16 protein-coding genes are annotated in these 18,879 nt (G+C 63.7%); 11 read left to right on the top strand and 5 right to left on the bottom strand.

From position 1 onward, the window contains the following. Positions 1-202 precede the first annotated feature (202 nt). From NUH87_RS27355 to NUH87_RS27345, 3 genes are read left to right on the top strand one after another with little or no spacing between them, the layout of a single operon-like run. Positions 203-1,087, top strand: coding sequence for an MBL fold metallo-hydrolase (locus tag NUH87_RS27355; RefSeq protein WP_338523448.1), 885 nt, complete (start codon positions 203-205; stop codon positions 1,085-1,087). 16 nt (positions 1,088-1,103) lie between these two features. Further along, a complete protein-coding gene (locus tag NUH87_RS27350; protein ID WP_338523447.1) occupies positions 1,104-2,363 on the top strand; it encodes an FAD/NAD(P)-binding oxidoreductase in 1,260 nt (419 codons plus the stop codon). Then, entirely contained in the window at positions 2,360-3,181 is an 822-nt protein-coding gene (locus NUH87_RS27345) for a sulfite exporter TauE/SafE family protein (protein WP_338523446.1), read from the top strand. The genes NUH87_RS27350 and NUH87_RS27345 overlap by 4 nt, the downstream gene beginning before the upstream one ends. 32 nt (positions 3,182-3,213) lie before the next feature. On the opposite strand, the gene NUH87_RS27340 is transcribed toward NUH87_RS27345, so the two are convergent. Further along, the gene (locus NUH87_RS27340; RefSeq protein ID WP_338523445.1) at positions 3,214-3,654 is read right to left on the bottom strand and encodes a carboxymuconolactone decarboxylase family protein; all 441 of its coding nucleotides are present in this window, start codon (positions 3,652-3,654) and stop codon (positions 3,214-3,216) included. Positions 3,655-3,829: 175 nt separating this feature from the next. Between NUH87_RS27340 and NUH87_RS27335 the strand changes: the two genes are divergently transcribed. Further along, a complete protein-coding gene (locus tag NUH87_RS27335; RefSeq protein WP_338523444.1) occupies positions 3,830-5,266 on the top strand; it encodes a PLP-dependent aminotransferase family protein in 1,437 nt (478 codons plus the stop codon). Between the two features lie 4 nt (positions 5,267-5,270). Here NUH87_RS27335 and NUH87_RS27330 read toward each other — a convergent pair whose 3' ends face one another. Together NUH87_RS27330 and NUH87_RS27325 are read right to left on the bottom strand one after the other, a co-directional pair. Next, a complete protein-coding gene (locus NUH87_RS27330) occupies positions 5,271-6,713 on the bottom strand; it encodes a mechanosensitive ion channel family protein (protein WP_338523443.1) in 1,443 nt (480 codons plus the stop codon). Positions 6,714-6,836: 123 nt separating this feature from the next. Further along, positions 6,837-7,703: a pirin family protein gene (locus NUH87_RS27325; protein WP_338523442.1), complete on the bottom strand. Its 867-nt coding sequence runs from the start codon at positions 7,701-7,703 to the stop codon at positions 6,837-6,839. A gap of 195 nt (positions 7,704-7,898) precedes the next feature. On the opposite strand from NUH87_RS27325, the gene NUH87_RS27320 reads away from it, so the two are divergent. The 3 genes from NUH87_RS27320 (at position 7,899) to dkgB (ending at position 10,606) form a co-directional block, all read left to right on the top strand. Further along, entirely contained in the window at positions 7,899-8,438 is a 540-nt protein-coding gene (locus NUH87_RS27320) for a PaaI family thioesterase (protein ID WP_338523441.1), read from the top strand. A 42-nt stretch (positions 8,439-8,480) separates the two neighbouring features. Next, positions 8,481-9,617 carry a thiolase family protein gene (locus NUH87_RS27315; RefSeq protein WP_338523440.1) on the top strand — a complete coding sequence of 379 codons (1,137 nt, stop codon included), beginning with the start codon at positions 8,481-8,483 and terminating at the stop codon, positions 9,615-9,617. 185 nt (positions 9,618-9,802) lie between these two features. Continuing rightward, positions 9,803-10,606: a 2,5-didehydrogluconate reductase DkgB gene (gene dkgB / locus NUH87_RS27310; RefSeq protein ID WP_338523439.1), complete on the top strand. Its 804-nt coding sequence runs from the start codon at positions 9,803-9,805 to the stop codon at positions 10,604-10,606. A 4-nt stretch (positions 10,607-10,610) separates the two neighbouring features. Here dkgB and NUH87_RS27305 read toward each other — a convergent pair whose 3' ends face one another. Next, complete coding sequence (locus NUH87_RS27305; protein ID WP_338523438.1) at positions 10,611-11,234, bottom strand: response regulator transcription factor; 624 nt, start codon at positions 11,232-11,234, stop codon at positions 10,611-10,613. Positions 11,235-11,547: 313 nt separating this feature from the next. Beyond that, entirely contained in the window at positions 11,548-12,264 is a 717-nt protein-coding gene (locus NUH87_RS27300; RefSeq protein ID WP_338523437.1) for an MgtC/SapB family protein, read from the bottom strand. A 195-nt stretch (positions 12,265-12,459) separates the two neighbouring features. Here NUH87_RS27300 and NUH87_RS27295 point away from each other — a divergent pair, with 195 nt between their 5' ends. The 4 genes from NUH87_RS27295 (at position 12,460) to NUH87_RS27280 (ending at position 18,879) form a co-directional block, all read left to right on the top strand. Further along, the gene (locus NUH87_RS27295; RefSeq protein ID WP_338523436.1) at positions 12,460-14,193 is read left to right on the top strand and encodes a hypothetical protein; all 1,734 of its coding nucleotides are present in this window, start codon (positions 12,460-12,462) and stop codon (positions 14,191-14,193) included. Further along, positions 14,190-15,935, top strand: coding sequence for a hypothetical protein (locus NUH87_RS27290; protein WP_338523435.1), 1,746 nt, complete (start codon positions 14,190-14,192; stop codon positions 15,933-15,935). Before NUH87_RS27295 ends, NUH87_RS27290 begins: the two co-directional genes overlap by 4 nt. A 434-nt stretch (positions 15,936-16,369) precedes the next feature. Beyond that, on the top strand, positions 16,370-18,712 hold the full coding sequence (locus NUH87_RS27285; protein ID WP_338523434.1) for a membrane-targeted effector domain-containing toxin: 2,343 nt from the start codon (positions 16,370-16,372) through the stop codon (positions 18,710-18,712). Between the two features lie 29 nt (positions 18,713-18,741). After that, positions 18,742-18,879: a hypothetical protein gene (locus tag NUH87_RS27280; protein WP_338523433.1), complete on the top strand. Its 138-nt coding sequence runs from the start codon at positions 18,742-18,744 to the stop codon at positions 18,877-18,879.

Below are 18,879 nucleotides of genomic sequence, written 5' to 3'. Positions count from 1 at the left end.
CAATCCGGCTGAAAAAATCCTCCAAAGCAGAAAACGTCGGCGAACAGGTTGATATAAATCAGCTATCTGGCAAAAAAATCAAAAACCCTGGTTTGGCATGCTTATTGATCTCTCTGACAGACAGGGACAAACCCATGTCCGCCAACTACACCTGTAGGAGCGAGCAAGCCCGCTCCTACAAAAAAGCCGTCTGGAGTAGACAATGACCTTTGGCGACAAGCTGGCTGTAGAAGCCTTTTTCGACCCCGGCACCGGCACCATCAGCTACCTGGTGCTGGACACCGGCACCCGCCGCTGCGCGCTGATCGACAGCGTGCTCGACTACGACCCCAAGTCCGGGCGCACCTGCACCCAGTCGGCCGACCGGCTGATCGCCCGGGTCCGCGAACTGGACGCCCAGGTGGAGTGGATCCTGGAAACCCACGTGCACGCCGACCACCTCTCGGCGGCGGCCTACCTGAAGGAGCAGCTCGGCGCCAAGGTCGCCATCGGCAGCCGTATCACCCTGGTCCAGCAGGTGTTCGGCGAACTGTTCCATGAAGGCAGCGATTTTCGCCGCGACGGCAGCCAGTTCGACGTGCTGCTGGGCGACAGCGCCGAATTCACCATCGGCACCTTGAAAGCCCGGGCCCTGCACACGCCGGGACATACACCGGCGTGCATGAGCTACCTGATCGAATCCGGCGATGAACTCATCGTCTTCGTCGGCGACACCCTGTTCATGCCCGACTACGGCACCGCCCGCTGCGACTTCCCCGGCGCCGATGCCCGCACCCTCTATCGTTCGATCCGCCAATTGCTGGCGCTGCCACCCCAGACCCAACTGTTCATGTGCCATGACTACCTGCCGGGCGGCCGCGAGCTGCGCTACATGAGCACCGTGGCCGAACAGCGCGCCCACAACATCCATATCCATGAAGGCATCGACGAAGACAGCTTCGTGCGCATGCGCGAGGCCCGTGACGCCACCCTCGACATGCCGGTGCTGATGCTGCCATCGGTGCAGGTCAACATGCGCAGCGGCCAATTGCCCGAACCGGAAGACAACGGCGTGCGCTACCTGAAGATCCCGCTCAATGCCCTCTGAACCAGGACCCGACACCATGTCCGCGACTAGCGTCTCCCATCACCAGATCCTGATCGTCGGCGCCGGCGCGGCCGGCATCGCCGTGGCCTCCAGCCTGCTGGCCCGGGCGCCCGACCTGGATATCGCGATTATCGACCCGGCCGACACCCACTATTACCAGCCCGGCTGGACCCTGGTCGGCGCCGGGGTGTTTCGCCTCGAGTCGACGGCCCGACCCATGGCCTCGCTGATTCCCCGTGGCGTGCGCTGGATCAAGGCGGCCGTCAGCGCCTTCGGCCCCCACGGCCACGAAGTGGTGCTCACCGACCAGAGCCGGGTCGGCTACGAACAGTTGATCGTCTGCCCCGGCCTGAAGCTGGACTGGGCGGCCATCGACGGGCTCGAGGCGACCCTCGGACGCCATGGCGTGACCTCCAACTACCGCTACGACCTCGCGCCCTACACCTGGAAACTGGTGCAGGAGCTCAAGGACGGCGAGGCCCTGTTCAGCCAGCCGCCGATGCCGATCAAATGCGCCGGCGCGCCGCAGAAGGCCCTCTACCTGTCCTGTGACCACTGGCTCAGGAGCGGGCGCCTGGAGCGGATCAACGCCCGTTTCTTCAACGCCGGCGCGGTGCTGTTCGGCGTCGCCGACTACGTGCCGGCGCTGATGGAATACATCCGCAAGTACGCCGTGGACCTGCAACTCGGCCACAGTCTGGTAGCGGTCGATGGCCCGGCGAAGCAGGCGACCTTCGCCCGCACCCTGGCCGATGGCAGCCGCGAAACCCTGGTGCGGCCGTTCGATATGCTGCATGTGGTGCCGCCGCAAGTGGCCCCGGACTTCATCCGTGCAAGCCCCCTGGCCGATGCGGCCGGTTGGGTCGATGTCGATCCGGCCACCCTGCAACACCGCCAGTTCGCCAATATCCACGGCCTGGGCGACGTGACCAACACCGGCAATGCCAAGACCGCCGCCGCCGCGCGCAAGCAGGCGCCGGTGGTGGCCAACAACGTGCTGGTGGCCCTCGGGCGCCTGCCGACCCAGGCCGCCTATGACGGTTATGGTTCCTGCCCGTTGACCGTGGAACGCGGCAAGATCGTTCTCGCCGAGTTCACCTATGGCGGCAAGCTGGCACCGACTTTCGCCCCCTGGTTGCTCGACGGGCGCAAGCCGACGCGCCTGGCCTGGTGGCTGAAGGAGCGCATCCTGCCGCCGCTGTACTGGCGCGGCATGCTCAAGGGTCGCGAATGGCTGGCGCGACCGAAGTTGACGGCGGCCAGAACCCAACCATGAACGAACATCTGTTGCTGGGCGCGGGACTGGGAACACTGATTGGCGCCATCCTCGCGCTGACCGGGGCCGGCGGCGGCATCCTCGCGGTGCCGCTGCTGGTGTTCGGGCTGGGCTTGTCGATGGTCCAGGCCGCGCCCATCGGTTTGCTCGCGGTGGGCCTGGCGGCGAGCGTCGGGGCCTTGCTCGGCTTGCGCCAGGGGATCGTGCGCTATCGGGCGGCGGCCTATATCGCCGGGATCGGCGTGCTGCTCACGCCCCTGGGCCTGTGGCTGGCCCATCACCTGCCCAACGAGCCGCTGGCCCTGGGGTTTGCCGTGGTGATGATCTATGCCTGCGGCCGGATCTTCCTCAAGGCACACCGGGAGTTGCAGCATGGGCATCCAGCGCCACGGCCGGATTTCCAGCCGTGCGTGCTCAATCCCCTGGGCCGGTTGCGCTGGACCCTGCCCTGCGCCCGCGCGCTGACCGTCACCGGCATGCTCTCGGGGCTGTTGTCGGGGTTGCTCGGAGTCGGTGGCGGGTTTGTCATCATCCCGGCGCTGACGCGCTACACCAACCTGGACAGCAAGAGCATCGTTGCCACGTCGCTGGCGGTGATTGCACTGGTGTCGCTGGGCAGCGTGGTCACGGCGACACTGTCCGGGGCGATGCACTGGTCGGTGGGCGGGCCGTTTGCGGCGGGGGCGGTGCTGGGGTTGGTACTCGGGCGCCAGGTCGCCGCGCGTCTGGCCGGACCCAGGCTGCAGCAGCTGTTCGCCCTGGTGGGTGTGATGGCGGCGGTGCTGCTGGCACTGGGGGCGCTGGGTCTGTCTTTCTGACCCAGCGTCCCCGGCAGGCCGTGTCTTGCCCTTCACTCGGCCGGCAGCTTGCGGAACCCCACCGCCAGACGGTTCCAGCTGTTGATGGTGTTGATCGCCAGCGTCAGGTCGACCATTTCCTTCGGGCTGAACTCGGCGCTCAGCAAGGCATAGTCCTCATCCGACGCATGGGTCCGCGAGAGTTCGGTCAGGGCCTCGGTCCAGGCCATCGCGGCGCGTTCACGCGGGGTGAAGAACGGTGTTTCACGCCATGCCGACAGGCAGTACAGGCGACGTTCGGTCTCGCCGAGCTTGCGCGCATCGGTGGTGTGCATATCGATGCAAAAGGCGCAGCCATTGATCTGCGAGGAACGCAGCTTGACCAGTTCGAGCAGCGACTTCTCCAAGGGCAGTTTGCTGACCGCGCTTTCCAGCGCCAGCATGGCTTTCAGGGCATCGGGCGAGGCGGTGTAGAAATCGACACGAGGTTGCATGGTGGTGCTCCTTACAGGTTGGGAATGAGGCTAAGGTAAGCCCGGCCGGCAGCAGGACAAATAGCCAATTCCGGCAAAGATCGGGATGCCAATCCCGACGTGTCGAAGCCCCGCCGGCAGGCTAAGATGCGCCATCGGTGCGCACACGCCCCGCCTTCTCCAGCCGAGCTTCGACATGGAATTGCACATCACCCTCAAGGGCACTCGCGATCTGGCGAAACAGATCACCGAACAACTGCGCGACGCCATTACCCAGGGCAAGCTCGCCGCCGGCACACGACTGCCGCCGACCCGGCTGCTCGCCGAACAGCTGGGGGTGTCACGCAAGACCGTCGCCGACGCCTATGCCCACCTCACCTACGACAACCTGCTGGTCGGCCGGGTCGGCGCCGGCACCTTCGTCAACCCGCACGTGCCGCCAGCCGCGCTGCCCCTGCAGGACAACGAACTGGCCGGGGCCGCCGTGATCCTGCACTGGCGCGATGCGTTCATGTCGATGCACCATCCGACCCACACCCTGCGCTACGACTACCTGGGCGGGGCCACCGGCAAGCATCAGTTTCCCCATGACGAATGGCGCCGCTGCGTGCTCTTCGCCTTGCGCCAGGGCGCCCAGTCCCGGGGCTTGTACGGCCAGGCGGAAGGTTTGCCGATGCTGCGCGCAGCCATTGCCCGGCATATCGGTTTCTCCCGGGGGGTGCGCTGCGGCAGCGACGACCTGCTGGTGACCAATGGCGCGCAACAGGCCCTCGACCTGGTCGCCCGGGTGCTGGTGGAACCGGGTTGCACGGTGGCGGTGGAAGATCCCGGCTACCCGCCGGCACGCCTGCTGTTCGCCGCCCAGGGTGCCCGGGTGGTGGGGGTGCCGGTGGACGACCAGGGCCTTCAGGTGGACTTGATTCCCGACGGCACGCGGCTGATCTATGTCACCCCGGCGCACCAGTTCCCCCTCGGCATGCCCATGAGCCTGGAACGCCGCCTGGCGTTGCTGGAGCGGGCGCGGGAACTGGGGGCGATCATCATCGAGGACGACTACGACTGCGAGTTCCGCTACGAGGGCCGCCCCACCGACTGCCTGCAAAGCCTCGATCGCCACGGACTGGTGGCCTACGTCGGGACCTTTTCCAAGACCTTGCTGCCGGAACTGCGCCTGGGCTACCTGGTGGCCCCACCCGGCTTGCGCAAGGCGCTGCTGTCGGCCAAGCAGTTGACCGACTGCCACACCGCGACCCTGACCCAATGGGCCGTGGCCAAGTTCATCCTCGACGGTTACCTGCTCAAGCATATCCGCCGCTGCCACGCCGCCTACAGCAGCCGCCGCGAACAACTGATCGAGCGCCTGGAGGGCGACCTCGCGCCCTGGTTCGAACGGATCCATGCCACCGCCGGCTTTCACCTGGCGATCCTCGACAAGGGCGGGCTGGACATACCGCTGCTGATCGAACTGGCCAAACAGGTCGAGGTCGGCTTGTACCCGCTGGCGCCCTTCTACTACAGCGCCACGCCACGCACCGGCCTGCTGATGGGCTACGGCTGTATCGACACCCTGGATATCCCGCCGTCGCTCGACCGGCTGCGCGAGCTCCTGCAACAGTTGAGCCCGCGCGCCTGAAGCCTCAGGCCCGGCTGCGCAACCATTGCAGGAACCCGCGTTTCTCCACCGGCTTGGGCTCTTCGCGGTTGAATTTCTGCACCGCGCTCAAACGATGGTCGAGCAGGTTCTTCATGGCTTCGCCGATGTCGTGCCGGGCTTCCAGGCACGGCTTGAGGTACTCGTTCTCAATGCGGTAGAGCACGCAGTCGGTCTTGGCGGTGAAGTCCGCCACCACCGCCTTGTCGGCCACCACCCCGGCCTCGCCGATCACCTCGCCCGGCCCCATCCGCGCGACCTCCACCGGCACCTCGCCGCGCAACAGGGTGACCGAGACCACGCCGGACTCGACGATGAACAGGTGATCGCTGATCTCTCCACGCGCCAGGATCAGGTTGCCGGCGCGGAACGTCTCGGGCCGCATGTTCTCGCTGAAGGTGTCCTTTTCCTCAGAACGCAGGGTGGAGAAAATCGCCGAGCTTTCCAGCAACCGGCGCGAGCGCGAGAAATCCACCGGTGCGACACTTTCCCCGGTGGACAGCAGGCTCACACCCGAGGCCCGCAAATGCCGGAACGCCAGGTCATAGAGCTGATTGCGCACGGCGCGCTTCTCGCCCATGGAGACCACGAAGCCGCTGATTTCGTATTCGGCACCGTCGGCGCCGGAGCTTTTCAGCGTCACACAAGGCGCCGGGGTCGGCAGCAAGGCGCGACAACCGAGCATCGCGCGCTCCAGGGCCTCGATCACCACCTGGGGCCGGGAATGCGTACTGACCTGCACACTGATGGACAGCCCATGCATGTCGCTGGGCCGGCTGAAGTTGACGATCTTGGCCTTGGCCGCGAGGGAGTTGGGCACCACCGCCATGCTGCCCTGGGAGGTCTGCAGACGGGTGGCGCGCCAGTCGATATCGACCACCCGGCCTTCGGTGCCGTCGATGGAAATCCAATCGTCGACCTGATAGGGCTTGGTGGCGTTCAGCACAATCCCGGAAAACACGTCGCTGAGGGTGCTCTGCAAGGCCAGGCCGACAATGATCGCCAGGGCGCCGGACGTCGCCAGCACGCCCTTGACCGGCAGGTCGAGCACATAGGCCGCTGCTGCGACAACGGCGATCAGGAAGATGATCGCCCCGAGCACATCCTGCACCAGCCGCCCGGCATGCCCGACCCGCTGCATCATCACCGTGCCGAGCAGCACCGTCAGGGTCCGCGCGCCGAATAGCCACCAGCCAATCTGCAAGCCGGTGGCCGCCAGGTGCCGGGGCACGTCATCCGGCCAGGGCGCGGTCTGCAGGGGATTCATGCCCTCGTTGAACAGCAGCAGGCTGAACAGCGAGAACACCGTCAGGCGCATGGCCATTTTCCAGGTGGCACTCTTGCTGCCGATCAGGTGCCACAGCAACAAATCCACCACGATCAGCAGCAAGGCGCACAGCAAGGGATGTTCAGACAACAGGTCAAGCATCGAGCCACTCCATGAAAAGAAACCGTCACGTCGCGAAGATCGCACAGAACGGCTTCATGGAGTTATAGCTTTATATTCACGGTGGCGGAACGGCCTCGCGGGAGCGGGGAGCGCGCAGTATCGTCAGTCGTGCATCTGCCCGAAGCGCCCGGCCTGGAAGTCGGCGAAGGCCTGGTAGATCTCGGCTTCGCTGTTCATCACGAAAGGACCGTGGCCGACAATCGGCTCGTCGATGGGCTCGCCGCTGAGCAACAGCACCATGGCCTCTTCATCGGCGTGCAACGACACCTCGCGACCGGTACGCTCGAACACCACCAACTGTCCCGGGCGCGCCACCTGCTCGCCATTGACCCGCACACTGCCGCGCAGGACCACCAGCACCGTGCTGTGCCCTTCGTGCAGGTCCAGGGCCAGGGTCTTGCCGCCGGCCAGGCGGATATCCCACACATCCATCGGCGTGAAGGTCCGCGCCGGCCCCCGCTGACCGTCGAACTCACCGGCGATCAGGCGCAGGCTGCCGGCCTGGTCCTTGAGGGCGATCCGGGGAATATCGCTGTCGAGAATGCCCTGGTAACCGGCCGGCGCCGACTTGTCCCGTGCCGGCAGGTTGACCCACAGCTGGACCATTTCCAGGCGCCCGCCGCGTCTGGCAAAGGCTTCGGAATGAAACTCCTCGTGAATGATGCCCGCCGCAGCGGTCATCCATTGCACGTCGCCCGGGCCGATCACGCCGCCGGCACCGGTGGAGTCGCGGTGCTCCACTTCGCCGTCATAGACGATGGTCACGGTTTCGAAACCGCGATGGGGGTGCTGGCCGACGCCCCGGCGTTGCGTGGTCGGGGTGAATTCGGCCGGCCCGGCATGGTCCAGCATCAGGAAAGGGCTGATGTGCTGGCCCAGGTTGTCATAGGAAAACAGTGTGCGCACCGGAAAACCGTCGCCGACCCAGTGGCCCCTGGGGCTGGTGTAGAGACCAAGAATCTTTTTCATGGGTACCTCCATCATTCATGGGGCACAGCTTAGATTCAGCTGATTTTTGGCGCTAGATGGTAAAAAACAGCTTCAGCGTTCCATTGGCAGGACGATTCTCCACTCGTCTGCAGAATGCTGGATTAATTTATATTTCGGACATAATATTAATGAAAATATTACGAGCGTAATTTTTTATCCTTGTCAGGAGGCGCCATGCAAACCCCCGATCGTAACGCCACGCTAGCCCAATGGATCGCCGAGGAGCAGGCCATGCGCGAGCGCCTGCAAGGCCCCGGCAGCCTGACCCTGGCCCAGGTCAGCCAACTGACCCCGGCAGAGTTCTTCAACGGCATCGGCAACGGCGAACTGCCCTCGCCGCCGATGGGCGCCTTGCTGGATTTCATTCCCATCGAATGGTCCGAGGGGCGCTTCGTGTTCCAAGGTAGCCCGGACGCCCAGCACTACAACCCGCTAGGCATAGTCCATGGCGGCTACGCCGCAACCTTGCTCGACTCGTGCATGGGCTGCGCCATCCACACCCGCCTGCAAAAGGGCCAGGGCTATACCACCCTGGATCTGCGCATCAGCTATGTGCGGGCCTTGACCGACAGCAGCGGGCCGATCCGCGCCGAGGGCAAGATCGTCCACCTCGGGCGCTCGACGGCCCTGGCCGAAGGCCGGATCTATGACGTGGATGGACGGCTTTATGCCACCGGTTCCACCACCTGCATGATTCTCGAACCACGAGGCTGAGAAACCGCCGCCTCTCTTAGTCCACACCACAGGAGCTTCACCATGACCTCCATCGTGATCGCCGGTTACGCCCGTTCCCCCTTCCATTTCGCGAAAAAAGGCGCCCTGATCGATATCCGCCCCGACGACCTCGCCGCCCAGGTGCTGCGCGGCCTGGTGGATAAACTCGACATCGACCCCGCCGACCTCGAAGACCTGGTCATGGGTTGCGCCTACCCGGAAGCCGAGCAAGGCATGAACATCGCCCGCATCGCCAGTTTCCGCGCCGGTTTCCCGAACAGTCTCGGCGGTGCCACGATCAACCGCTTCTGCGGCTCCTCGATGAGCGCCGTGCACTACGCCGCCGGGCAGATCCTGCTGGGTGCCGGGGAGGCCTTTCTCTGCGCGGGCGTGGAGTCCATGACCCGCGTGCCCATGGGCGGTTTCAATATCTCGCCGAACCCGACCCTGATGCGCGACCACCCCGAGGTGTACATGCCCATGGGCTACACCGCCGAAGAAGTCGCGCGTCGCTACGGCATCGGTCGGGCCGAGCAGGAAAGCCTGGCCGTCGAGTCCCATGCCAAGGCCACCCAGGCCCGCGAACTGGGCCGCCTGGCGGACGAAATCATCGCCATCCAGACCGCCAACGGCTGGGTCAAGGAAGATGGCTGCATTCGCCCGGGCACCAGCCTGGAAGGCCTGGGCGGGCTGAAACCGGCGTTCGATGGCAGCGTCACCGCCGGCACCGCCTCGCCGCTGACCGATGGCAGCGCCGCCGTGCTGGTGTGCAGCGAAACCTTCGCCCGCGACCGTGGCTTGTCGATCCTGGCGCGGATCAAGGCGGTGGCGGTGGCCGGCTGCCCGCCGGAAATCATGGGCATGGGCCCGGTCCACGCGACCCGCAAGGTGCTGCAACGGGCCGGCTTGCAGATCGGTGATATCGACCTGGTGGAAATCAACGAAGCCTTCGCCAGCCAGTCCCTGGCCTGCCTGCGGGAACTCGACCTGGACCGCGGCCGGATCAACCTCGACGGCGGCGCCCTGGCCATCGGTCATCCCCTGGGAGCCACCGGCGCGCGCATTACCGGCAAGGCCGCGGCCCTGCTGCAGCGCACCGGCGGGCGCTACGCCATTGCCACGCAATGCATCGCCGGCGGCCAGGGCATCGCGACCTTGCTTGAGGCGGTCGAGGCCTGATCCGCCTCACCCAGGCTGGAGCCGCTGCCTCCCCAAGGCAGCGGCTCCAGCGGATGTTGCCCCCTCCGCCCCCTCCGGTCATTCGTGCGCACCGGTAAAGAGTCCTTTTCCCTACCCCCACTTTTTCTCAAAGATCGCGATGGGGATACTCCTGCTCATTCCCACTGTCACTTCAGGAGTCCCCCATGTCTGTTCCCGCCTTCGGCCTCGGCACCTTCCGTTTGCAAGGCCAGGTCGTCATCGATTCGGTCAGCACCGGCCTCGAGCTGGGCTACCGGGTCATCGACACCGCGCAGATCTACGAAAACGAGGCCGAAGTCGGCCAGGCCATCGCCGCCAGCGGCATCCCCCGTGACGAGCTGTTCATCACCAGCAAGATCTGGATCGCCAACCTCGGCAAGGACGCCCTGATCCCCAGCCTCAAGGAAAGCCTGCGCAAACTGCGCACCGATTACCTGGACCTGACCTTGATCCACTGGCCATCGCCGCAGGACCAGGTACCGGTCGGCGAATTCATGGACGCGCTGCTGGAGGCCAAGCAACTGGGCCTGACCCGTGAGATCGGCGTTTCCAACTTCACCGTCGACCTGATGCAGCAGGCGATTGCCGCGGTCGGTGCCGATCAGATCGCCACGAACCAGATCGAACTGCACCCCTACCTGCAGAACCGCAAGGTCGTGGCGGCGGCCCGGGACCAGGGCATCCGGATCACCTCCTACATGACCCTGGCCTACGGTGAAGTCCTCAAGGACCCGCTGATCCGCCAGATCGCCGAGCAGCACCAGGCGACCCCGGCGCAAGTGACCCTGGCCTGGGCCATGCAACTGGGCTATGCGGTGATCCCCTCGTCGACCCGACGCGAGAACCTGGCGAGCAACCTCAAGGCCCGGGAGCTGCGCCTGAGTGACGAAGAGATGGCGAAGATCGCCGGCCTCGAACGCGCCCATCGCCTGACCAGCCCGCCGGGCCTCGCGCCGAAGTGGGATTGAGGGCTCAGATCAACTGGTTGCGCTTGGCGAACTCGGCCAGCGCCACCACCGACTTCAGGTTGAGCTTTTCGATCAGGCGGGTCTTGTAGGTGCTGACCGTCTTGTCGCTGAGCAGCATCAGTTCGCTGATGTCCTTGTTCTTCATCCCGCGGGCGATATAACGCAGGATGCTCAGCTCGCGGTTGCTCAGGCTGTCGATCAGCACCGGCTCCGAAACGGCACCGCCCTGCCCCTGGACGTGCCCTTCCAGACGCGGGAAGAAACTCTTGTTGAGCATGACCGCCTGGATCGCCAAGCGCAGTTCGATCAACTCGGCGGTCTTGGAGATATAGCCCATGGCGCCGGCGCGCATGCAGCGCTCGGAGTAGAACTCCGGCGCCTGTTCGGTGAGCACCACCAGCTTGCTTGGCAGCTGCAGGTCGGTGAGCCGCTTGATCGCTTCCAGGCCGTCGAGCCGGGGGATGTTCAGGTCCATGACGATCAGGCTGGGCGCCAGTTCCCGGGCAAATTGCACCGCATCGACACCGTTGTCAGCCTCGGCGACGACCTGGAACCCCTCCTTTTCCAGCAAGACCTTGATGGCCATGCGAATGAACGGGTGATCGTCAACTATCAGAGCTGTGCGCATTACAAATCCTCAAGAAGTACGCCAGCCACTGCTTGAGACGGGAACGTGCTTGCATCGAAAAAACAGAGAGGGAAAGAGCGGAATACAGTATAGGAAAAATCTCAATTTCTGCTGTGGCTGAACAGTGGAAGTCAGGCCATTCCGGCCCATGGGTAGGACGTTCAGAGGGTGAGGGCTGAACAACGCCGGCCACTTTATCGAGAGAACTCAGAGGCATCTGTAGGGGAAATCCCAAGATACCCGCCGTTTCCAGGAAGCCTGCAATCGCCCAGCCGCGTGCGACAGCGGCTGGGCAACGCCCGCGAGATCCCACTCAATCGGTGGTACTCGGGCTCCAGAACGCCTGCTGCACCATGCTCGAGGTAGACAGTCGCGCCACCAGGGCGTCGAGTTCGTCGCCGTCCACCGAGGTGATCGCCAGGGTCGCTTCGATTTCCACCTCTTCGTCGCCGAAAGGCCGCACATCGACGTCGCTGGCCGGGTAGTTGCTGCGCGCAAGCTCCTTCTCCAGCAAGGACAACGCGCCCTTTTGCTGGTTGCGCCGGGCAATGAGGTAAATGATGTTGGTCACTTCCGCCGAGATCACGTCCAGCGGCTGACGGTTGATGTTGTTGACGATCGGCCGCAGCAAGGTGTTCGCCGCCAGGACGAACAGGGTTCCCAGCAGGGCTTCGAGGATCAGGTCGGCACCGGCGCAGGCACCGACCGCCGCCGAGGCCCAGAGGGTCGCGGCGGTGTTCAGGCCACGGACATTGCCCTCTTCACGCATGATCACGCCGGCGCCGAGAAAGCCGATGCCGGAGACCACATAGGCGACCACCCGCACCGCCCCATCGGCCCCGCCCAGGCGGTTGGCCATGTCGACGAAGATCGCCGCCCCCACCGCCACCAGCACGTTGGTCCGCAGTCCCGCCGTGCGCTGGCGGAACTGGCGTTCGAAACCGATCAGGCCACCGAGGATGAAGGCGGCGCTGAGGCTGACGAAGGTGTCGGTCAGGGAATCGAGGTTGATGTTGTTCAGGGCTTGCATGGAGGCTCTCGTGTCAGCGCGTCTACAGGGGGCGGTGACGCAGACATAGCACATCCAGATGAACGCGATGATGTCAGCGCTCGCGACTCAACTCGCCTGCCACCGACACGACAAATAAATACCTCAGGCGTAAAAACACCTCCGGCGACACTCCTTCGTGCGTTTCTTCGGAACTCACGATAAAAGGACTTATCCATGGCAAACACACGCAGCAGGGATGAACGGGTCTTCAGGCCCATCGATGGCATTGTCATCTCGGACACTGTTTCAAACCCTACCATCAAGCAGCCTTCCACCCCCGCCCCGCCTCGCGCGCCCTCAGCGGCCCGGGGAAGGGCCGGCCTCGCCGAACTGGACGCGCGCCTGGGGCCGGTCACCCTGGATACCTTCGTCATCAGTCGCGTGGAACTCTACGACATGGGCGCCAGACTCAACGGACGCGCCCTCGACAGTGCCGACCCGCAACTCCAGGGCAGTGGCCGGGCCCTGGTCGATGGCTTGCAGTTCGAACCGGCTGAACTGCAACGCCATCTGGAGACGGCGGCCGATGCCGATCAGCGCCCCATCGACGTGTTGTTTGAAATAGCCTCGCAACGCTCCTTGCAGGCACCACCCTTGCTCGGGACAAAAAAACCAGCGCTCGCCGACAACCTGATGAAACATCTCGATCAGTTGCTCGTGCGGTTGCAGAACCTGCAAGTCCTCGCCCACAAATATGTCACCTTCAGCCTTCCGGGCTGGATCAATACCGCCAAGAGTCGCAGCCTGCTCACGGCAGGATCAGGCATGCAGGCCTACGGGATCTACAGCGGCCTGGTCGGTATCCGCGAAGCGCTGAAAAAGGGCGACGCCACCGAGGCTGCCGTGAATGCCGGCAGCATTGGCGCCGAGCTGACGTCCGTGTTGGTCGAGCGCGGCTTGAGGAAAACCGGGGAAGCCCTGCTCAGCCAGGGTGGCAGGATTTTCCAGGGCTTTCGCGCCACCTCCGCCGGCCTGCTGGTCAGCCGCAGTGCCGGCCTGCTGGGCAATGTGCTGACCCTGCCATTCGATATCCACAGCGCTGTCGTTGCTTTCAATAATGCCGCCAAGGCCAGCGGCAAGGAGGCCATGGACCATTACGTCACGGCCGGGTTCAGTGTTGCCAGCGCCACCTTGTCGCTGGCACTCGGCGCGGCCGCCGCCGCCGGGTTCAGCTCCGCCGGCCCTCTCGGGCTCGTGGCCTGCGCGGTATTGATTGTCGGCGCGAAGATCTACAGCGCCGTACGCCAGGTCGACGATATCGACGACTATATCGAACTGAGCGTCAACGAACGTTGGCGTTCGGGATGGTTCGCCTTTACCGGACAGGCACTGGACCAGGAGGTCATGGATCGCTACCTGATCGAGCGCACCCGGGTCGACTATGGCAAAGCCCTGGAAACCCGCGCCCGGGCGCTGCTCGACGTGGAAATGAAGGAAACCCTCGCGGGAGTCGTGAACGGCCGCTTTCACGTCGAGCTTGAGCCCGTCAAGCACTGGGCAGCGCGCTGGGAGGGCGAGGAACAGCCCTATACGACCATCAATACGCCCGTTGTCCGCGAGGGTGACGATGTCATCGACGCCTCAAAGGGCCTGGGGCAAGTCCCGGGCCTGGTCAGCGGAACGCCAGGGGAAAAAAAGGCCGTGCTCTGGCAATTGGGCGGCGGCAACGACCAGGTCGTCGGCGTGCGCGACCAACCCAACTACTTTGCGTTTTCGACCGGCAAAAAGACCCTGACCGGCGGCGATCAGGATGACGCCTTTCTGTTCCAGGCCCAGGCAACCCTGTCCTCCCCAGCGTGCCCGCCCTCAGTACGCTACAGGGTGGAGACGGCCAGGATACGCTGTCGCTGCAAGGGCAGGTCCCATCGCGCCATAACTTTCACTTCATCGGCCACGCGGTTGACTTGAACAGCGGCACCTTGGGTTTGCGGCGTAACTCCGCGGACCTCGACCCGGTCGCCTACGCCACGCTGGCCTCCATCGAGCATGTCGAAACGCTGGCCGGCGGCAGCAGTCGCGTGACCGGCAACCCGCAGTCCAACCACATCACGCTGCAGGGTTCGGACGACCAGGCGAGCGGCGGCGACGGCGACGACACCTTCATACTCAAGGGCACTGAGAGCCGGGTCGCCGGAGGCGCCGGCAAAGACCACTACCGCATGGCCTCGACGGGAAGAACCGTGATACTCGACGAGGACGGACGTGAGCCCAGCACCCTCGAACTGGACTGGCCCATGGAGCGCATCCAGAGCTGGCGCATCGTCGACACCGCGCTGATCGTCACCTCGTTGCGTGACGAGCATGGCGAGCAGCCCAGTCACCAATTGACCGTCAGGGGTGTCTATCAGCACGACGGGGGGCGGCAACTGCAAAATGACCTGTTGTTGTTTGTCACCCAGGAGGGCTACCTGCTCAAACCCGACCTGCCGGCCACGCTGGAGGGTACCGACGACCAGGACATCCAGGTCACGGTGCTGACCCTCGGACAACTCCCGCCGGCCCCGCAACCCGTCAATGGCGGCGAGTACAGGCTTCCCGGAGCCTCGACGAGCAGCTACTTCATCGCCAGGAAGACGCTGGACACGACCTTCCAGGTCATGGCTGACGACACGCGCCCCTCCACCACGCTGTTCCTGGACTACGACAGCGATGAGATCGAGCAGGTCAGCGCGCTTTACCACGTGCAATCGAAGAGAGTCGGCGCCTTCAACTACCTGGACTACAGCGATGCCAGCCTGATCGTACGGCTCAACGACCAGACACAACTGACGCTCAAGGACTGGGTGGTCAAGGGCGCAGGCAACCCGACCGATGTCGGTGCTTCTTTGCATACCGCGGGGTTCGACCTGAACCATGGGATTGTCCTGGTACTGCGCGATGGCAGTTCGTACCAGGTCGGCGCTCCAACCTCCAGCTATATCGAAGACAACCGCAACCCGGGAATCAGGACCCTCGATGGCCGTGGTGCATTACGCAGGCGTACCGGCAACCGCCTGTTCCGCTCGCCGGAAAACCACAACGCCTTGCTCAAAGAGCACCCGCAGCGCGTCGACTTCAAAGCCGGCAGCGACTCGACGATCTACAACCTGGAGGGCATGAGTTCAACCTATGAACTCTATCCCTGCGCCGGATCGACCATCCGCCTGTCAACGCCGGGCGCCCTGGCGAAAACCGCCAATGCGTCGACCTGGTACATCCATACCAGCGCAAGCGCCCAGATCATTACGCGCAGCGATATCAGGATCGCCAGCCAGCAGCTATGGATCGGCAATATTCGTTTGCTGCTGCCGGCGGACGATGATCCCTCGCAGCCCATGGACCTGATTTACATCGTCCTGACATCCGGCGCCAGGTATGAGGTGGATCGGATCTTCGAGCAGCTTTTGCTGCATGAACTGGATGCCCGCGCCCATGCCGACATTGCCGCCATAGAAAGCGCTATCAAACAGCATCAGGCCAACAACGAACTGGCTAGTCATCGCATCAGGGTCAGCGGGTTGAGGGTGACAAGCTCATCGACTTCAAGCACACCGGCCCTGGCGGCCTACGACGCGCTTATCTACGACACGCTGACGGAGCAGTGGCACACGGACAACGACGAATCGTCCCTCGTCGACCCTGCGGGCCTGTTTATCCATACCCCGCGCTAACCGCACGGGGCCTCCAACACGACCCGAGCAAAACCGGACAGGGCTTGCCCGCGGCGCAAGACGCGCCGTTGGCCGGCCCCAGTGAGACCACGACCAACGAAAGGATTCCGCCATGTCCCCAGAACACCGATTCGCCCCGGCACCTCCGGCACTGGGCAACCCGATCTGCCGGCAATCAGACCGCCCGAGATCAGCCCAACGATACGCAATCGCCTTCCCCGCAAAGTCGCCCCGCTGCTGCCGAGCGCACCCGGGAACCTACCGGCCGCCCGGCCGGAAGTGGCTCCCGTCGCGCCGATCCCCGGCGCGGCCCCCGTTGCCATCAGCAACATCGCCGGGCCCGTTGCCAACAGCCTGTCGCCGGGGCGCCCCTTGAGCGCTTACTCGAGGCCAGCGCCCAAAGGCCTCCCGCCCCCGACAGCGAAGGGTTTCGCGTGGCCCAGCAACGCCAGTTCGTCAATCTCGAAGATGGCCGGGTCGTCATGGTCCGCTATGACGAAAGCGTCAGGTCCTACTGCGCCCAGGCCAGGGAGGAATACCGGCCCTCGGGCCCGGCCTTGTACCGGGTCGCGGGTAGCGATATCTGGAGAGAAAACAGCGCCGCAACGGCATTGCGCCAATATCAACTGCCTGAAGAACACCGAGCCATTGTCGCCCAGGCACCAGCCTCGGCGAACACCAGCAGTTCCCTCGCGCAAACCGCCACCAGGCAGAAACTCATGGAGCTGCGCTCACGGCTACTGGCGGATGCCGGTCGCTACTCACTGCCGCCCGCACCCACGCGCCCCCAGCCAAGCCGCGGCGTCAGCCCCCGCGCAATGATCGAGGCCTTTTATCGAAACGCCGAAGGGCTGGTCATCGGCGAACTGCTCACCAGCCCGGGCAGCAAAGTGTTCCTGATCGAGAACATGGCCACCTTGGCTAAAAATGGCGTGAAAACCCTTTATCTGGAACACCTCAGAACCGATATCGAGCAGAGTCACCTGGACCACTTCCATAAAACCGGAATCATGAGCAGCGAACTGGATACCCACTTGCGAGTTCTGGGCACCGTATATGGCAGCTCCTCGCCGGGCTTCTACAGTTACTACCGTCTGGTCACCACCGCGCAGACCCACGGTATTCGGGTTCAGGCGCTCGATTGTGCGGCAAGCTACTCACTCTCGAAAGACGAACGCGCCCGGACCGACCACGGACGGGTGATGGTCCAGCATGCCAATCAGGTCATCCACGCCGATCGGCTGAATGGCGCCGGTGGTAAATGGATTGCCCTGCTGGATAACCAAAACGCCAATGGCCGTCACTCCGCACTGGCTCCAGGGCTGGCCATGGCGCAAGGGGTCATCGGCCTGCAGGTCGAGGATGTGGTGATCGGGCCCGCGGTAGAAACACTCATTCCGGTCACTGCCAGCAGCACCCATACCAACTTCATCCACGCCGACCTGACACTGTCGGTAAAAGTGCCATGGAATGTCTCGTTTGAAGCGTCGCCCCGATTCAGGGACTTGCTCAACCCTGAAATCCGCGAAAAAAGGGGTGTCATGCTGATGGACCCCGGCAATACCACGAGTAGCGTCAACCGCAATATCCGCAGCGAATTCTTTCGCCGCAAGGCACTCCTGGAGAAAACCGCCCAGGCCTTCTTTTCGCACATCCAGGTCATCCCTGGCCAACGCCCGGTGCCTCAGTTACCGGCAGAAAGCCCGGCAGCGCAGTTCCTTGAAAAAATCTACGAAAACAGCCATGGACTGGTGCTGGGGGCTGTCGCCAAGTCAATCAGTGCGAGGAAACTGCTGATCGACAACATGCCCGTTCTCTCCAGGCTCAAGGTGCAAAGGCTTTATATACAGCATCTGATGAAAGACTTCGACCAACAGCTTCTGGACGATTTTCACACCCAGGGTGTGATGCCCGATGAGTTGACGAATCTCCTGCGCAATGAGGACAACAAGGCATCGATTGATCCGAAGGGCAAGTATTCACTGCGGCAATTGCTGGTCAGCGCTCGCCAGCAAGGCATCAGGATCCAGGCACTCGACACGGCCATCAGTTATCCCGAAGGGAGGCGCGCTCAGGACCCGGACCCGGCCTGGAGCCCGAGCCCCAGGCGCTTGCCCACCTTCAACTATATTGCCCACAAGCTGATCAGCGCCGACCAACAGCAATACGGCGCGCATCGATGGCTGGCGCTGGTGGAAAGTATCCATGTCAACACCCTCAGAGAGATACCCGGCCTGGCTGAATTACAAGGCGCGGTGGGTCTGCGCACTGTCGCCACGGGGGGCCAGCCGGCGCTACGGATCACGCCCGATAGCGGTGAAGTGGCACTTTTTTCCAATGGTGTTCATCAGGTCCGCGCAGACCTGAAGCTGGAGATCAGTATTCAGTCCACCCCTCTGCGCCCCACCCAGCGGAACCCGAGGGAGTGTTTGCACAAACCGTCGGACTTCCTGATTGAAACAACAGACGAGGGTTTCATGCTTGTCCAGAAACCCAAAGACAGTCCCTACCGGGAGACCCCCTTGATTGCCAGCGAAGGACTGTTCCTTGCCCCTGCCGGATCCGGTATTCCCGACAGTGAAAGATTCAGCAGCATTGGCGATCTGGTCTGGCGACTCAAGAGCACTGGCATGGTGCAGGTGGCCGGGACGCCCGGGGGCCTGCCCGGAACGCTCAGGCTCGATACCCATCCACAACTCAATCGACCCGGAATGTTTCTTTTCGGCCAGGTCGAGAACGGCCCGTACTGGTCTATCGCGCAACGGATCGTTCACTGAAGGTCATCGCCATCCTGCAAAAGAGCGAAATGCCCGGCAAGCTCTGCATCAAAGCGCAAGCGCTGGGCTACGACGGATCGGAAATCTTTGACGATCTCGATCATTTGAAGCGCGAATTGATCTACACCAAGCATCTGGTCCCTTATATAGCCCATGTCGATCTCTGA

This window comes from Pseudomonas batumici (genome assembly GCF_036585405.1).
GTDB classification, from domain to species: Bacteria; Pseudomonadota; Gammaproteobacteria; order Pseudomonadales; family Pseudomonadaceae; genus Aquipseudomonas; species Aquipseudomonas batumici.
This window is presented reverse-complemented; position numbering and strand designations above follow the sequence as displayed.